The following is a 16,476-nucleotide window of genomic DNA, read 5'->3' as shown; positions in this document are numbered from 1 at the left end:
CCAAACCAGTCGTGGCCCACCCAATTATCGGTTACGGCGGTCTTGGAATCGGATAAGAAAGCTGGACTTTTTTCAGGGATTAGCCATGCCGCGCATTGCGTATGTGAACGGGCGCTACGTCGCTCACGCCGAAGCTTCCGTGCATATCGAGGACCGTGGCTATCAATTCGCCGACGGCGTCTACGAGGTCTGCGAGGTGGCACGAGGCTTCATCGTCGACATGCCGCGCCATCTCGCCCGATTGAACCGCTCACTTGCCGAACTCTCGATCGATTGGCCGATCACGCGCGGCGTGCTGCCGCTCGTCATGCGCGAGGTGGTGCGCCGCAACCATGTCGTCGACGGCCTGGTCTATGTCCAGGTGACACGCGGCGTCGCCAGCCGCGAGTTTTTCTTCCCGCCGGCGGACACGAAGCCGTCGCTGGTGGTGACTGCCAAAAAAGCCGATCCTGCAGCTGCCGCGAAGCGGGCCGAGAGCGGGATCCGGGTTATCACGGTGCCGGAGAACCGGTGGGATCGGGTCGATATCAAGTCGGTCGGCCTGCTGCCGAACGTGCTGGCCAAGCAGAAAGCCAAGGAAGCCGGCGCTCAGGAGGCCTGGTTCGTCGATGTCGACGGCACCGTCAAGGAAGGTGGATCGTCGAACGCCTGGATCATCACCGGGGATGGCGTGCTGGTGACGCGGCCGGCCGAGCACGGCATCCTGCGCGGCATCACCCGTACGACGCTGTTCGACGTGGCCGCCAAGCTCGGCCTGAAGATCGAGGAGCGCGGTTTTTCGGTGGCTGAAGCCAAGACCGCGCGCGAGGTTTTCATCAGCTCCGCGACCACGATTGCCATGCCGGTGGTGGCGATCGATGGCGCTCCCGTCGCCAACGGCTACCCGGGCTCGATAACAGTTTCATTACGGCAGGCCTTTTTTGACGTTGCGGAAAAAAGTCCAGCCTGATAACCGCACAGATGGAATGAACATCAATATATCTCGTTCTGCTTGTCGTTACTGACGGCAAGATGGTGTTTGCGTGCTTGACATGTGCCGGCTAATTTGGCGCATTGGCCTGCAAACCGAAGGGGATCGGCGAAAGACAAGAACAATGGCGGAACGATCGCAAAATCTTCAGGACCTGTTCCTGAATTCAGTTCGCAAGAGCAAAAATCCACTCACCATCTTTCTCATCAACGGCGTGAAGCTGACCGGCGTGGTCACTTCGTTCGACAATTTCTGCGTTCTGCTGCGTCGCGACGGCCATTCCCAGCTTGTCTACAAGCACGCTATTTCCACGATCATGCCGAGCCAGCCGGTTCAGATGTTCGATGGTGAGGAAAGCCAGGGCGCCTGATTGGCACGTGAGAAAGACGCGGACCGCAGCGTTCGCGGAAAACCAGCACATCAGACCGGGACAGAGGCCAACGGCCCGACCCGGGCGGTGGTTATCGTGCCGGTGCTTACCCGGCAGCCTCGTGGCGACGACGACACCAACCGCCCCCGCCTGACCCGCTCCGCCGAGGCTCGTCGCGACGAGGCCGTCGGCCTCGCCAGCGCAATCGACCTCGACCTGGTCCACACGGCGGTGGTGACCGTCAACGATCCACGCCCGGCGACCTTGCTCGGCAGCGGCAAGGTGGCGGAGTTCGCTGAGATCGTCAAAGAGGGCCACGCGGAAGTGGTCATTGTCGATCATCCGCTGACCCCGGTACAGCAGCGCAACCTCGAAAAAGAGTTGAACGCCAAGGTGCTCGACCGCACCGGGCTGATCCTGGAGATTTTCGGCGAGCGCGCCCGCACCAAGGAAGGCACGCTGCAGGTCGATCTTGCCCATCTCAACTACCAGAAAGGCCGCCTTGTGCGGAGCTGGACCCACCTCGAGCGCCAGCGTGGCGGCGCCGGCTTTCTCGGCGGCCCTGGCGAGACCCAGATCGAGTCGGATCGGCGTGTGCTGCAGGACAAGATCACCAAGCTGAAGCACGAGCTCGAAACTGTGCGCCGCACCCGCGACCTGCACCGCGCCAAGCGCAAGAAGGTGCCATTTCCGGTGGTGGCGATCGTCGGCTACACCAATGCCGGCAAGTCGACTCTGTTCAACCGGCTGACCGGAGCAGGGGTGCTGGCCGAAGACATGCTGTTTGCCACGCTCGACCCGACGCTGCGCCGCGTGCGCCTGCCGCACGGCACGCCGATCATCCTTTCCGATACGGTCGGCTTCATTTCCGACCTGCCAACGCATCTGGTCGCGGCCTTCAGGGCGACGCTGGAGGAAGTGGTCGAGGCAGACCTCGTCATTCATCTGCGCGACATCTCCGATCCCGATACGGCCGCGCAGGCCGAAGATGTCGAGCGCATCCTTACCGATCTCGGCGTCGATGCCCGCGATAGCAAGCGCGTCATCGAAGTATGGAACAAGATCGACCGGCTCGACGAGGGCAACCGGGCGCGGCTGCTTGCCGATGGTGCTGACGGCAAGAAGGCACCGCCGATCGCCATATCGGCGGTAACCGGCGAGGGCATCGATGCGCTGAAGACGATCATCGAGACGATGATGTCGGGCGAACTGGAGACGTTCACCGTCACACTCAAGCCCGACCAACTCGGCGTCGTCGACTGGCTTTACCGCAACGGCGACATCGTCTCGCGCGACGACAATGAGGATGGCAGCGTGACCGTCGCGCTCAAGGCTACACACAGCGCTCGGCAGGAGATCGAAAGCCGATTGCGCCGTCAAAACAACGGGTAGAGGCGTTTACTTCGCCCTTTTTGCCTGATGCCAGAGCGCTTCCATCTCGTCCAGCGTCGCCTCTTCGAGGCTGTTTCCCGACGCTTGCAGCGTCCGCTCGACATAGTGGAAGCGCGATCGGAATTTTTCGTTGGTGCCACTGAGTGCCGCTTCGGAATCAATTTTGAGGTGCCGGCCGAGATTGACGACCGCAAACAGCATGTCGCCGAACTCATCCTTGATCGGCGCGCTGTCGCCTTTGGCCAGCGCTTCTCGCAATTCGCCGATCTCCTCCTCAATCTTTTCGAGGATCGGTGCCGCCTCGCTCCAGTCGAAGCCGACGCGGGCGGCCTTTTCCTGCAGTTTGAGCGCTCGGGTCAGTGCGGGCAGGGCGACCGGCACGCTGTCGAGAAAGCCCTTGCCATGGTCTTCCGGGTCGAGCCCACGGGTGAGGCGCGCACCGCGCTTCTCCGCCTTTTCCTCTGCCTTGATCTTTTCCCACATGCCCTTGGCCATGCCGGCGCTGCGCGCCTTGTCGTCGCCGAAGACATGGGGGTGGCGGCGGATCATTTTTGTGGTGATGGCCTGGACTACATCGCCGAATGAAAATTCGCCCGCCTCCTCGGCCATTTGCGCGTGGTAGACCACTTGCAGCAGGAGATCGCCAAGTTCATCCCGCAGATCGTCGAGGTCGCCGCGCGCAATGGCGTCCGCCACTTCGTAGGCTTCCTCGATCGTGTATGGCGCGATTGTCGAAAAGTCCTGCTCGATATCCCACGGGCAGCCGGTTTCCGGCGCCCGCAGCGCTGCCATGATCTCGATCAGTCGGGAAATGTCTTTCGAGGGTTTCATCTGGGAAACGCTATCCTGTACACGGCTGTGCGGCCAACGGCTTCAGCCGGTGAGGGCGCCTTGTCCACAGACGGGCCGCCAGACCATGATACGAAAGTGGAAGCCGGTTTCCGGAAGATCCTAGTTAGCAAAAGCATCAGTCGAGCACGGAGACTATCGCCTTGGCGAGCGCATCCATGCCGTCCTCGGGCAGGCCGGCAACGTTGATGCGGCTGTCGCCGACCATATAGATGGCATGCTCGGAGCGCAGCCGCTCGACTTGCGCTTCCGACAGGCCAAGCCGGGAAAACATGCCGCGATGGCTGGCGACGAAATCGAAACGGTCGGAGTTGGACTGCCGCCGCAGCGCCTCGGCGAACTGGACGCGCAGCCGCAGCATGCGCAGCCGCATCTCTTCAAGCTCTGCCTCCCAGTCGGAACGCAATGCGGGGTCTTCAAGCACGATGCGCACCGCCGCCGCGCCGTGGTCCGGCGGCATCGAATACATGGCGCGCGCCGCCGACAGCATCTGGCCCATCGCCAAATCCGCCTGCGCGCCACCTTTCGCCATGATCAGCGCTGCACCGACTCGGTCGCGATAGACGGCAAAGTTCTTCGAGCAGCTGGAGGCAACGACCATTTCCGGAACTTTTGCCGCCAGAAGGCGCAAGCCGGCGGCATCCGCATCAAGTCCCTCGCCAAAGCCCTGATAGGCGATGTCGACAAAGGGCAGCAGGCCGCGCCCAACGACAAGATCGGCAATGGCAGCCCATTGCGAGATGTCTAGATTGGCCCCCGTCGGATTATGGCAACAGCCATGCAACAATACGACGTCGCCAGGATTCGCGGTTCTCAATGCATTCAGCATGTCGTCGAAGCGAACCGCACCAGAAGCAGCGTCGAAATACGGATATTCGCGTGTCTGCAGGCCAGCGGCGCGCATCACCGGCATGTGGTTCGGCCATGTCGGATCCGACAGCCAGACCATCGCGTCGGTGCGGGTCCTTTTCAGCAGCTCTGCTACCAGCCGCAGCGCGCCGGAGCCGCCTGGCGCCTGCGCCGCACGAATGCGCGTCATGTCGGCGGCTGGGCCGAACACCAACCTGGCCATCGCCGCGTTGAAGGCGGTATCGCCGGCAAGGCCGAGATAGGTCTTGGTATCTTGGCCCTGCAGCAGCCGCTTTTCGGCTTCGCGCACCGCGCGCATCACCGGCGTCTTGCCGTCGCGATCCCTATAAACGCCGACCCCAAGATCGACCTTGTCGGGACGCGGGTCGGCGCGATAGAGACCGATCAAGGCCAGGATCTTGTCGGCAGGCGCGGGCTGGAGATTTTCGAACATCGATAAGGTTCCGTTGGCGGCGGAGTGATACGCAAACCGGCCGTACTTTGCCAGCAGTTTCATATGCGCCAACTCGGCGCCGGTTTGCCTCGAAGCCGACCGATACTATCTGGCGGGCGAGAGCGGGCCCGATATCTCCCAGGACGAGAACGCGGCGAGCCGTAAGAAAATTTCGGGGAGAGCGGGATTAACATCCCGACCTGCTCCGTAAACAGGACATGAAACGGCCGATGCCACGCTTCGATATTCTGGGACATCTCGATTCGCTGCGCCGCTATGCACGCTCGCTGACGCGCGACAGCGCCGATGCAGAGGATCTGGTGCATGATGCGCTGGTGCGTGCCTATGAGCGACGCGGCAGCTTCCGCTCCGGCGGAAATCTTCGCGTATGGCTGCTGTCGATCGTCCATAATGCATTCATCGACGGTCTGCGGTCCCGCAAATCCGAAGCAATGCGCATCGAACAGGCCGGCTATCTCGCCGCCGAGGCGAATGTCCAGGCTCCGCAGGAACATTCGGTCCGTCTGGCGCAGGTGCGCGAAGCGTTTTTCGAATTGCCGGAGGAGCAGCGTTCGGCGTTGCATCTCGTCGCCATCGAGGGGCTTAGCTACAGCCAGGCCGCTGAGGTGAGTGGCGTGCCGCTTGGCACGCTGATGTCGCGCATCGGCAGGGCGCGTGCGGCCCTGCGCGAGATGGAGGGCGCGGTGCCGGCACGCGCGAAAGGCCATCTGAAGATCGTCGGAGGTGGATCATGAACCAACTGCGCGATCCCGTGACCGACGCCGATCTCGACGCCTATGTCGACGATCAGCTGGACGTGGCTCGTCGCATCGAGGTTGAGGCGTTCCTTTCGGCCCGCCCGGACGCGGCCGCGCGGGTGATGTCCGACTTACGGATGCGTGACGAATTGCGCGTGGCGCTTGCCGGATCGAAAGGCATGGCGCGGCCCGCGACGGCCGATGCTGCACGGCGGCTGGAGCGGGGATTGGCGCGCGGCCGCGTCCTTGGTGCTTTGCAGCGAGCTGCGGCAGTTGCTGTCTTCGTCGCTGCCGGCTGGCTTGCGAACGGGCTCATCGGACCGATATCGGTGACGGAAGTCGTCGCTTCGACCCATCCGCCGGCCTATGTGGAGGACGCGGTCCGGGCGCACCGCACGACGCTCGTGCGCGAGGCGATGTCGTCACAACTCGAAGCACCCGGTTACAATGCCGACGAAATCCGCGCCGCGACGGCGATCGTGATGCCATCGCTGCCAGCGGACTGGACGGTCCGTGACGTGCAGATCTATCCATCGCAATTCGGACCGAGCGTCGAGATGGCTGTCGAGACGAAAGAGATGGGGCTGGTCTCGTTGTTCGCGATCAGGCCCGGAACATTCGACGTCGTCAAGCCGACCGTCGTTCCCTCGGGCGAAGTTTCCTCGGCTTATTTCCAGATCGGCGAGGTCGCCTACGCGGTCGTCGGACGCAGCGATGTCGGCGGTCTCGATCGCACGGCCGAAGCGCTCGCCAAAACGCTTTACTGATCGACCTGCAAGAAGGAGAACCACATGAACAATCTCGGATATATCGGGGCCGGAGCCCGAGCCGGAGCCGTCTACGATGAAGGCCTGCGCCGGCACATGCTGCGCGTCTATAACTATATGGGCCTTGGCCTCGTCGTTACGGGCGTGATCGCGTTCGTGGTGGCTTCCACGCCCGCCCTTTACGTGCCGATCTTCTCCACACCGCTGAAATGGGTGGTGATGCTGGCCCCGCTGGCCTTTGTGCTCTTGTTCTCTTTTCGGATGCAGGCGATGTCGGCAGCCGGCGCCCAGGCGATGTTCTGGGCGTTCTGCGCGGTCATGGGCCTGTCGCTGGCTTCCGTGTTCCTGGTCTTTACCGGCACCAGCATCGCACGCACCTTCTTCATCGCCGCCACCATGTTCGGCGCGACCAGCCTTTACGGGTACACGACCAAACGCGACCTGACGCAGTTTTCGTCGTTCCTGATCATGGGCCTGATCGGCGTGGTGATCGCCAGCATCGTCAATATCTTCCTGGGCTCGACCGCGCTCCAATTCGCGATCTCTGTGATCGGCATCGCCGTCTTCATCGGCCTCACCGCCTGGGATACCCAGACGATCAAGGAGCAGTACGCGGAAAACTTCGGCGCGGAATCACAGCAGAAACTCGCTATCTTCGGTGCATTCTCGCTCTATCTGAACTTCATCAACATCTTCCAACTGCTGTTGAACTTCACCGGCGAGCGCGAATAGCCGGCGTTGAACCAAGACCGGAGTTGGACATCATGGACAGAAATGATCAGCAAGCGATCGGACAGCTCTTCGAGAAGTTGGCAAGCGCCGAGCGCCAGGCGCCGCCGCGCGATGCCGAAGCAGAGCGCTTCATCCAGGACCAGATCACCCAGCAGCCTGGGGCGCCATATTACATGGCCCAGACGATCGTGGTTCAGGAGCAGGCCCTGAACGCAGCTCAGGCGCGCATAGAAGAACTGGAGGAGCAGGCGCGGCAGCCGGCCGGCGGTGGACCGCTCAGCGGCTTCTTCGGCCGCAGCGGCGGCAGGCGCTCAGGCTCGGTTCCGCGGGTAGGGCGCACCGCCTCCGTTGCAACTGAAGGGCCGCAGGACTCGCCACAGCGGGCAGGCGGCGGTTTTCTTGCCGGCGCCGCGCAGACCGCGATGGGCGTGGCGGGCGGCGTGCTGCTCGGCAACGCGATCGCCGGCGGGTTTGGCGGCAGCGAAGCGAAGGCAGCTGAACAGCCGACGCCGCAGCCGGACGAAGCCGATCAGGCAGGCGATTCCAGCTCCGATAATGGCGGTGACTTCGGTGATATGGAGTTCTGACGAGCGACCCAGCCTGTGCCTGTGCTGGCGCTGGTGACGATTGCGGGTCAGCATAGGCGAGATGGCGAGGCAACATCCGGGAAGCGAGCCCTCGCCGGCGGCTAATAGCCCAGGCGCTTCAGTTCAGCCTTGACCGCCGCGATCGTCTTGAAGCGGAAGTGCTTCGTTGCGCCGTCGCGCCAATGGCAGTCGCATGTGGCATCGAACTTCCGGCTCGCTTTCAATTGAGTCAGCGCCTTCTGGCCTGGCTTGGGGCCATCGAAGATGCGAACTTCGTAGAGCGTCCCTTCGACATCGTAGTGCATCTGAGCCCAGGAAAGTATCACGATCAGTTCCTTTGCCGGGTCGTGGTCGGCGTTGGCGAGGCCGAGCGCTATGTCCGGTGTGTCGCCCTCTTGTTCACCGATCGTGACCTGGATTGCGCGATATCTGTTGTCGGCTAGCCGTTGCAGCGCGACGAGCGGGCGTTCCGGATAGTCCTCAGCGGTCTGGTAATCGACGAAGAGTGTCTGGAGGCCATTCCAGCTCACGGCTGTGGTGTGCGGAACAGCATTGTCGGCGAACCCAACAACACGTTTGGCGAAAGCCAGGTCGTTCTCGCCTGGCGCACGATCAAGGTCCTGCGCTCGCGCGCCAGTGAGCGCGCAGGCGAGGGTGAGGGCAAGACTTGCAAGCAGCGGAAGCGTGTTCATGATTCGCAACCCTAGCATGCCCGTTGCCCCACAGCGCTGTTGCGAATGTCTAGAGTGACCGGCCTGATCTCGCCGCCGACGGATCCTATAGGTGTAGTCGCATAAGATAGATTATGGAACTGGCATGGCCGATTGGATGTGACGTGAAGCTAGCACCTCGCGAGATCCAACTCGGGAACCCAGGACGTAAAAACTTAGTCTTTCACGCTGATTCGTAAGGGATTTCGATCGTCATGCCGTCATAAGCAGGCTCGACGTTGGCCGGCGTCTCGGCCATTACCGTAGCGTAGTCGAGTGGCACATGCATATGCGTCAGCACCGCGTTCTTCGGCGCCAGTCTTTCGATCCAGCCAAGCGCCTGGCCAAGCGACAGATGGCTCGGATGGACGGTGTATTGCAGCGCGTCGATGACCAGCATGTCCAGCCCGCGCAAACGCTTGGCGGTCGCCTCCGGAAAGTCGCTGACGTCAGGGCAATAGGCCAGCCCGCCGATGCGGAAACCCAGCGAGGTGATGTCGCCATGGAGCTGCAGCAGCGGTTCGAGGGTGAGGGCGCCGCCCTCGCCTGCGATCACCACCGGCCTGTGGTGGTCGATGATATGGGCGTTGACGATCGGCGGATACGAACTGCCTTTCGGTGTTTCGAAACAGTAGCGGAACGCCTCGCGTAGGCGCAGCATGGTAGCCTGATCCGCATGGATGTCGATCCGGTGGCGCTGCTCGAGCACGAAGCCGCGCAAATCGTCGATGCCGTGGATATGGTCGGCATGCGGATGTGTATAGACCACCGCATCGATGCGCTTGACCGATGCCAGCAGCATCTGCTCGCGGAAATCCGGGCCGGTGTCGATGACGACCGTGGTCCGGGCGCCACTCGCCGCGATCCGCTCGACGAGCGCTGCGGTGCGCGTGCGCCGGTTCCGGGGGTTCGCGGGATCGCAATTGCCCCAGTCGCCGGTGATGCGTGGCGTGCCCGGCGATGAGCCGCAGCCGAGGACGGTAAGACGTAACCGGTCGCTCATGCGTCAGGCGCCCGGCGCGCTCGGGCGCGGCATTTTCCTGAACAGCCGGAAGAAATTATCCGTGGTGATATTAGCGATCTCGGCCTCGCTGAAGCCGATCGTCTCGGCCAGCACCTTGGCTGTATGCGCGACATAGGCGGGCTCATTACGCTTGCCGCGAAACGGGATCGGCGCAAGGTATGGCGCGTCGGTTTCGACCAGCAGACGGTCGCGCGGCACATCGGCGGCGACGGCGCGCAGCTCGGCGGAGTTTTTGAAGGTGAGGATGCCGGAAAACGAGACGTAGCCGCCAAGCGCCACGCCGATCTCGGCCAGCCGGCGCCCCGACGAAAAACAGTGCAGGATGAAGGGGAAGGCGCCCTTCCCCGTTTCTTCTTCGAGGATATCAGCCATGTCGTCGTCGGCGTCGCGCGAATGGATGACCAGCGGCAGACCGGTCACGCGCGCCGCGGCGATGTGGGTGCGAAAGCCCTGCGCCTGTGCGTCGCGCGGCGCATGATCGTAGAAATAGTCGAGTCCGGCCTCGCCGATCGCCACCACTTTGCGATGAGCAGAGAGCCGCACCAGATCATCGACAGTGACATCAAGCTCTTCGGCCGCATTATGCGGGTGGGTGCCGACCGAGCAATAGACCTCATCGAAAGTCTCTGCAATCTCAAGCACTTGGTTAAATCGCCTAACCCTCGTCGAGATCGTCACCATTCGGCCGATGCCGGCCGCTAGGGCGCGGGCGACAATGGCCGCCCGCTCTTCGGCGAAATCCGGAAAGTCGAGGTGGCAGTGACTGTCGACCAGCATCAGGCGTTCGCGTCCTGCTTTTCGTAACGCGGAAAGACCGCCTCCGGCGCGGGCAATGCCGTGCCGGGCACCAGCGCATAGTCGGCGTGGACATGCGCAAAGTCACGGTTGTTTGCCGGCACCGCCAGCAGGTCGAGCAGCTTTGCAGCCGACCCCGGAACAAAGGGCTGGCAGAGCAGCGTCACGCGCCGGACGACTTCGATCGTCGTCCACAGAACTGTCTTCATACGGTCCGGATCGCTTTTGCTTAGCGCCCAGGGTTGCTGAGAGGCGAAATAGCGGTCAGCTTCGGCCACCACTCCGAAGATCGCCGCCAGCGCCAAATGGATGCCCTGATCCGCCATCGCCTTTCGCGCGACGGCGAGTGCCCCCACCGCTTGGTCGAGGATGGCGCTGTCGGCTTCGGTCAGTTCGCCGCGCTTTGGCACCGCGCCGCTGCAGTTCTTGGCGACCATCTTCAGCGAGCGCTGCGCCAGATTGCCGAGGCCATTGGCAAGGTCGGCATTGGTGCGGTTGACGATCGCATCATGGCTGTAGCTGCCGTCCTGGCCGAACGGCACTTCGCGCAGCAAGAAATAGCGCACCTGGTCGAGGCCGTAGTGCTCGATCATCGCGAACGGGTCGATGACGTTGCCGACCGACTTCGACATTTTCTCGCCGCGGTTGAACAAAAAACCATGCGCGAACACGCGCTTCGGCAATTCGATGCCAGCCGACATCAGGAAAGCCGGCCAGTAGACCGCGTGGAAGCGGACGATGTCCTTGCCGATGACGTGCGCGTTTGCCGGCCAGAACGACCATCTCTCATTGGCCGGATCCGGATAGCCGGCGGCGGTGATGTAGTTGGTCAAGGCGTCGACCCAGACATACATCACATGCTTCTCGTCGCCCGGCACCGGGATGCCCCAGTCGAACGTGGTGCGCGAGATCGATAGGTCCTTCAGGCCGGACCTGACGAAGCTCATCACCTCATTGCGCCTCTCGGCAGGACCGACGAAATCGGGCTGGTTTTCGTAAAGTGCAAGGAGCCTGTCCTGATAAGCCGACAGCCGGAAGAAGTAGCTCTCTTCCTCGACCCATTCGACCGGCGTCCCCTGCGGCCCGTAGCGGACATTGTCGCTACGCACCTCGGTCTCTTCTTCGCCGTAATAGGCTTCGTCACGCACCGAGTACCAGCCGGCATAGCCGCCTTTATAGACGTCGCCATTGGCGGCCATCGCCTTCCAGATCGCCTGCGAGGCCTTGTAGTGCCGCTTTTCCGTGGTGCGGATGAAATCGTCGTTGGAGGCATTGAGCGCGACGGCCATGCGCTCGAAATCGGCCGAGTTGCGGTCTGCCAGATCGCGCGCTGAAATACCTTCTCTCTTCGCCGTCTGCAGCATCTTGATGCCGTGCTCGTCGGTGCCGGTGAGAAAGAGCACGTCCTTACCGTCGAGCCGCTGGAAGCGGGCCAGCGCGTCGGTGGCAATCAACTCGTAGGCATGGCCGATATGCGGTTTGCCGTTCGGATAGGAAATAGCCGTCGTGACGTAGTATTTTTCGCGTGCCATGGATGAGCCGTCATGAATGTCTGAATGAAAGATGTCGCGGTGAGATATCGCATCGAAACGGCAATTGCCATCCGACGCCAATGTGGTGGCTTCGAAGTTCCTGCGATTGATTGGGATCAATACTCAGGGGCTTCAAAGCCACGCCGGCGGCCGTCACATTCGCATTGCAGAATTCAGGCGGTCGATCATGGTCAGGGCGTGCTGCTTTTTGTCGAGATTGTAGGTCTCGGTTTCAGATATAGCGTTCAAAGCCTCGTGCCAAGTATCCGACAGCGTTTTGGCCCGCGCGAGATCGCCGGCGAGCGCGGCCTGGCTGGCGCCGGCCGACAGCAGATCAAGCGCGCGGCGATTGAATATCTCGAACGGGATCGCCTGGTCGCGGCCGGCGACCGCCTCGGCAAGACGGTAGGCGCCTGCGACATCTATCTTCTTGGACATCACCAGGGCGTCGAGGGTGGCGGCGATTTCGAGCCCTCCATACTGCGTCAACAGGATCGCATTGCGCGCGCTGCCCCCTGCCCGCTCCGCCAGCGCCGCGCGCGCCCCAGGATCCTCCGGTGGCGGCGGCTCGATGCCTTCCAGAACCGTCATCAAGCTCTCGGCATCTAGCGGCGCCAACCGCACCATCTGGCAGCGCGACCGGATCGTCGGCAGCAGACTGCCCGGCGCATGGACGATGAGGATGAACAAGGTGCGCGCGGGTGGCTCTTCAAGATTCTTCAGCAAGGCATTGGCAGCATTGGTGTTCATGTCGTCGGCGGGATCGACGATAACCACCCGGTAGCTGCCGTCGTGCGAGGTCAGCGACAGAAAACGGCTGACCTTGCGGATTTCGTCGACCGTCACCACTGTCTTGAAGCTCTTGGTCTTGTCGTTCGCCGGGCGTGTAAGATGCAGCACCGAAGGATGCGCGCCGGTGGCGATCTGTCGAAACAGCGACGAAGCCGGATCTGGAACGGCAAGGCTCTCCGGCGCCTGCTCGAAGGCCGGGTGCTTCAACAGATGATGCGCCAGGTGAAAGGCCAGCGTCGCCTTGCCGATGCCAACCGGTCCGGCAAAGATCAGTGCGTGCGGCAGCTTTCCCGAGCGGTAAGCGGTGGCGAGCATGTTGGCCGCCTGCAGGTGACCGACAAGACGCGGCGTCTCGGATGGCTCGGGCACCCCGTCCAGCGTATCGTGCTGTTCGGGCGCGATGCGTTCGAAAATCATGCTGGCGCCGCCTGCCTTCTTTGCGCCGGCATCATCCTCTCGAGAGCCGCGAAGACCGCGGCGGTAACGACATCCTCCACCGCATCTAGGTCGGCTGAGGCATCGACGACAACGCAGCGTTCGGGTTCAGCTGAGGCGATCGCGAGAAACGCCTCGCGCCGGCGTTGGTGGATGGCCAATGTTTCTTTCTCGAAGCGGTCCGGTCCGTCACTGCTGCCCCGCCGGGCGGTAGCGCGCCTCAGGCCCTCGGCGGGGTCGATGTCGAAGATCAGTGTCATGTCCGGCACCATGCCGTTGATGGCGACCTTCTCCAATGCGTCCATAAATGCCGGGTCGAGGCCGCCGGTGACGCCCTGGTAGACGCGCGAGGAATCCATGAAACGATCGCAAAGCACGACCGAACCGCGCTCGACTGCCGGCCGGATGACCTGTTCGACATGGTCGGAACGCGCAGCGGCGAAAAGCAGCGCTTCCATCTTGGGGCCGAACGGCTCGGCTGCGCCTGAAAGCAGGACATGCCTGACCGCCTCCGCGCCCGGCGAGCCACCCGGCTCACGCGTCACCAGCACATCGTATTTCTTGGCGCGCATCTTCTTTGCCAGCCGCTCGATCTGCGTCGACTTGCCTGCTCCTTCGCCGCCTTCAAAAGTGATGAAAAATCCGCGCGCCAAAGCCTTTGTCCATACTTCGGGGACCGTATAGTCCCGGCGGGAAAAAAGGTCCACCGCGACGGTGCTAACGCAGCCAGCCGACGGCCAGTTCCTTGGCGGCATCGAGCGCGCGCTGCGGCAGCGAACCGACACCGATCGACTCGGCGGCAAACAGCGGCGTCTCCTGGCTCAGCGTATCGCCGATCCAGACGCGCAGCGTACCCACCGGCTGCCCCTCCTCCACCGGCGCTGCCACCGGTCCGTCATAGACGATCCTGGCGGTGAGCTTGTCGCGGTTGGTGATCGGCAGGAAGATCTGCACCGGTCCTTTTGCCTTTAACGCGACACCGGACTTGGCGCCGCCAAAGACCTGGGCTTCGCCAACCACTTCGTCCTTGGCGAATACTTCAGTCTTCTCGAAGGAGCGAACGCCCCAGTCGAGCAGCTTTCGCGCTTCCTCAGCACGCTCACGGTCGTTTGCCAGGCCGCTCATCGCCGCGATTACCCTTGTGCCGTTGTGGCTGACCGAGCCGACAATGCCGAACCCGGATTGCTCGCTGGCACCGACCGCGAGCCCGTCGGCGCCTATGTCCATGGCCAGTAGCGGATTGCGGTTCCTCTGGGAAATCTTGTTCCAGGTAAAATCCTTCTGGCCGTAATAGCGGTAGAGATCCGGGTAGTTGCGCCAGATATGCAGCGCCAGAAGCGCGAGTTCGCGAACGCTCGTTTGCTGCCCATCGGCCGGCAGACCGGTGGAATTGACGAAAGTCGATTTCTGCAAGCCGATCTGGCGGGCACGCTCGGTCATCTGCGCCGCGAAGTTTGCTTCGGACCCGGCCATCCCTTCAGCGATGACGATACAGCCGTCATTGGCCGCCTGCACGGTCACGCCCTGGATCAGGTCTTCCAGCCGGATCGTCGACTTGAGCTTGGCGAACATGGTCGATGTCCCCGAAGGAGCGCCGCCTTTGCGCCAGGCGTTCTCGCTCACCACGAAGGTGTCATCGAGCGTCATGCGCCCTGATTTGATGGCGTCGAAAACCACTTCCATCGTCATCAGCTTGGCCAGCGAGGCCGGCGGGATCAACCTGTCGGCGTCCTTGGAAAACAGCACGGTTCCGGTTTCGGCATCGATCATGAAGGCCTGCGCGGCCTTGGTCTCGAAAAGCTGAGCTGAGGCCTGCGCAAGCGAGAGCAGCAGCAGGCCGAGCGCCATAAGCCCGGTGAAAGGGTGAAAAGATTTCATCAGGTTCGACCAGTGAGCCGGCGCTTTTGCAAGTTGGCAGAAGCTATCAGGCTTTTGCCTGGCGTATCAATCGCGCACGAAAAAACCAGGCAGCCCGAGCTCAGTTGCGTACAGCAAGCGCATCCGGCGCACCATGCGACCACGCTGCCTGCAGCATCTCGTCCAGGCTGCCACGACCGTCGGCAAAGAGGTTGACCGAGTACCAGTCCTTGCCTTCAAGTTCCGAGCGCTGGATCTCGGTCTTGCCGAAGCTGGAAAGCTGGGCCGCCACACGCTCCGCTTCGGCGGCATTCTCGAACGAACCCGCCGCGACATAGTCCGTGGGCGACCCGGTTGGAGGAGCTTGCCGCTTCCACGATTGAAGAATTTCGGCGGGCGACATGCCGGCGCCATCCAGCTCGGCAAACGCGTTGGAGGCGCGTTGCACGCGCTCGTCCGCGTAAGACAGCGACGCCACGGTGAACGGCGATTGCGCCGGCAGGTTGATCTCCGGGCGCTCCGGCACGATCGGGCCGAAATCGGGCAGTACAATGTCTCCCAAAGCAGATGCTTGCACTGCCGTGACAGGCCCTGCATCGGATCCCTGCCCGGAATTCGTCAGCTGACCGGGGAACGGCACGGCAGCAGCGCTCACCGGCAGGCTTGGCGACGGCCCATTCATCGCGACCATGACATCGCTGGGCAGGCCGTCCGACGGATCCGGCGCCCTGTTGCCTGGACGATACGAAGCCATAAGATACTGCCCGTCATTGCCTTCGAGCGGCGCACGGCCGACATATTCGACCTTCACCTCGGCCGTACCGATGTTGGCATAATCGAGCATTTCAGCAGCGCGCTTCGACACATCGATGATGCGTCCATCATGATAGGGTCCGCGGTCGTTGACGCGCACGATCACCGAGCTGCCGGTCTTCATGTTGGTGACCCGCGCATAGCTCGGCAGCGGCATGGTCGGATGCGCCGCCGTCAGATCTGCCATGTCGTAGACTTCGCCGTTGGCGGTCAACCGGCCGTGGAAGGCCTCACCGTACCAGGATGCGAGGCCAACCTTGGCGTAACGTTTGTCTTCCTTCGGATAATACCACTTGCCGCGCACCTGATAGGGCTTGCCGAGCTGGTCGCGTCCGCGAGACGTCTTGAACATGACGCGCGGGCTGGCTTTCACGCCGTATTCGGCTTCGGAAAAATATTCCTTGGAGCGAGGTTTCTTGTTGACCATCGCCTTTTGCTGCGGCCCGGCACATGCTGCAAGAAAGGCTGCCGACAAGGCAAACAGCGCGAAAGCGGAAGCGCGACGAAGACGCGGGCGCGCCGTGGTCTGCATATTTTGATTGTCCCCTATAGCATCGACGAAGGCACCGCAGCATGAACGTCAGCGATGCCAAAGCACCCAATCCAGAAACGCCGGCGACGCCCTACCCCAATCCTTTTTGTGCGCAGGAATTGTTTATCACCGTATTAACCGATTGTGGTCGGAACCGGGCGAGATTGTGGCACGGACCGCCTCGCTGATCGGCATGAAAATCATCGCTGATCGATCAGCAATGTGGTTCGTGGCGCGTTGCCCTTGGCTTGGCGTGTC

Annotated in this window: 17 protein-coding genes; 7 read left to right on the top strand and 10 right to left on the bottom strand. The window is 62.4% G+C overall.

Going from position 1 to position 16,476, the window contains the following annotated elements; translation table 11 throughout:
• Positions 1–85: 85 nt before the first annotated feature.
• The 3 genes from NKH16_RS01555 to hflX all read left to right on the top strand — a co-directional run bounded on the left by NKH16_RS01555 (position 86) and on the right by hflX (position 2,732).
• Positions 86–949 carry a D-amino-acid transaminase gene (locus NKH16_RS01555; protein WP_352747242.1) on the top strand — a complete coding sequence of 288 codons (864 nt, stop codon included), beginning with the start codon at positions 86–88 and terminating at the stop codon, positions 947–949.
• 145 nt (positions 950–1,094) lie between these two features.
• Complete coding sequence (hfq, locus tag NKH16_RS01550) at positions 1,095–1,340, top strand: RNA chaperone Hfq (protein WP_006202172.1); 246 nt, start codon at positions 1,095–1,097, stop codon at positions 1,338–1,340.
• Positions 1,341–2,732: a GTPase HflX gene (gene hflX / locus NKH16_RS01545; protein ID WP_352747239.1), complete on the top strand. Its 1,392-nt coding sequence runs from the start codon at positions 1,341–1,343 to the stop codon at positions 2,730–2,732.
• Positions 2,733–2,738: 6 nt separating this feature from the next.
• Here hflX and mazG read toward each other — a convergent pair whose 3' ends face one another.
• Both mazG and NKH16_RS01535 read right to left on the bottom strand, forming a co-directional pair.
• Entirely contained in the window at positions 2,739–3,563 is an 825-nt protein-coding gene (mazG, locus tag NKH16_RS01540) for a nucleoside triphosphate pyrophosphohydrolase (RefSeq protein ID WP_352747236.1), read from the bottom strand.
• Between the two features lie 136 nt (positions 3,564–3,699).
• Complete coding sequence (locus NKH16_RS01535; RefSeq protein WP_352747234.1) at positions 3,700–4,884, bottom strand: amino acid aminotransferase; 1,185 nt, start codon at positions 4,882–4,884, stop codon at positions 3,700–3,702.
• A gap of 218 nt (positions 4,885–5,102) precedes the next feature.
• Between NKH16_RS01535 and NKH16_RS01530 the strand changes: the two genes are divergently transcribed.
• From NKH16_RS01530 to NKH16_RS01515, 4 genes are read left to right on the top strand one after another with little or no spacing between them, the layout of a single operon-like run.
• Positions 5,103–5,639 (top strand): sigma-70 family RNA polymerase sigma factor, encoded by a 537-nt coding sequence (locus NKH16_RS01530; RefSeq protein ID WP_502894949.1) that lies wholly within the window; start codon positions 5,103–5,105, stop codon positions 5,637–5,639.
• Positions 5,636–6,409 (top strand): anti-sigma factor family protein, encoded by a 774-nt coding sequence (locus NKH16_RS01525; RefSeq protein ID WP_352747230.1) that lies wholly within the window; start codon positions 5,636–5,638, stop codon positions 6,407–6,409. Before NKH16_RS01530 ends, NKH16_RS01525 begins: the two co-directional genes overlap by 4 nt.
• A 24-nt stretch (positions 6,410–6,433) precedes the next feature.
• Positions 6,434–7,141 (top strand): Bax inhibitor-1/YccA family protein, encoded by a 708-nt coding sequence (locus tag NKH16_RS01520; RefSeq protein WP_352747227.1) that lies wholly within the window; start codon positions 6,434–6,436, stop codon positions 7,139–7,141.
• 32 nt (positions 7,142–7,173) lie between these two features.
• Positions 7,174–7,728, top strand: a complete 555-nt coding sequence (locus tag NKH16_RS01515) for a DUF2076 domain-containing protein (protein WP_352747224.1) — start codon at positions 7,174–7,176, stop codon at positions 7,726–7,728.
• A 101-nt stretch (positions 7,729–7,829) separates the two neighbouring features.
• Here NKH16_RS01515 and NKH16_RS01510 read toward each other — a convergent pair whose 3' ends face one another.
• The 8 genes from NKH16_RS01510 to NKH16_RS01475 all read right to left on the bottom strand — a co-directional run bounded on the left by NKH16_RS01510 (position 7,830) and on the right by NKH16_RS01475 (position 16,218).
• A complete protein-coding gene (locus tag NKH16_RS01510) occupies positions 7,830–8,420 on the bottom strand; it encodes a hypothetical protein (protein ID WP_352821645.1) in 591 nt (196 codons plus the stop codon).
• Between the two features lie 202 nt (positions 8,421–8,622).
• Entirely contained in the window at positions 8,623–9,441 is an 819-nt protein-coding gene (locus NKH16_RS01505; protein WP_023675062.1) for an MBL fold metallo-hydrolase, read from the bottom strand.
• A 3-nt stretch (positions 9,442–9,444) separates the two neighbouring features.
• The gene (locus NKH16_RS01500) at positions 9,445–10,239 is read right to left on the bottom strand and encodes a TatD family hydrolase (RefSeq protein ID WP_352448924.1); all 795 of its coding nucleotides are present in this window, start codon (positions 10,237–10,239) and stop codon (positions 9,445–9,447) included.
• Positions 10,239–11,789, bottom strand: coding sequence for a methionine--tRNA ligase (gene metG, locus NKH16_RS01495; RefSeq protein ID WP_352448923.1), 1,551 nt, complete (start codon positions 11,787–11,789; stop codon positions 10,239–10,241). Before metG ends, NKH16_RS01500 begins: the two co-directional genes overlap by 1 nt.
• A gap of 153 nt (positions 11,790–11,942) precedes the next feature.
• Complete coding sequence (locus tag NKH16_RS01490; protein ID WP_352448922.1) at positions 11,943–12,998, bottom strand: DNA polymerase III subunit delta'; 1,056 nt, start codon at positions 12,996–12,998, stop codon at positions 11,943–11,945.
• Positions 12,995–13,669 (bottom strand): dTMP kinase, encoded by a 675-nt coding sequence (gene tmk, locus NKH16_RS01485; protein ID WP_352448921.1) that lies wholly within the window; start codon positions 13,667–13,669, stop codon positions 12,995–12,997. The genes NKH16_RS01490 and tmk overlap by 4 nt, the downstream gene beginning before the upstream one ends.
• Before the next feature lie 64 nt (positions 13,670–13,733).
• Positions 13,734–14,864 (bottom strand): D-alanyl-D-alanine carboxypeptidase family protein, encoded by a 1,131-nt coding sequence (locus NKH16_RS01480; RefSeq protein ID WP_352448967.1) that lies wholly within the window; start codon positions 14,862–14,864, stop codon positions 13,734–13,736.
• 130 nt (positions 14,865–14,994) lie between these two features.
• Positions 14,995–16,218 (bottom strand): septal ring lytic transglycosylase RlpA family protein, encoded by a 1,224-nt coding sequence (locus tag NKH16_RS01475; RefSeq protein WP_352747217.1) that lies wholly within the window; start codon positions 16,216–16,218, stop codon positions 14,995–14,997.
• Positions 16,219–16,476 lie beyond the last annotated feature (258 nt).

The sequence above is a fragment of the Mesorhizobium sp. M1307 genome, from assembly GCF_040318155.1.
GTDB lineage: Bacteria > Pseudomonadota > Alphaproteobacteria > Rhizobiales > Rhizobiaceae > Mesorhizobium.
This window is presented reverse-complemented; position numbering and strand designations above follow the sequence as displayed.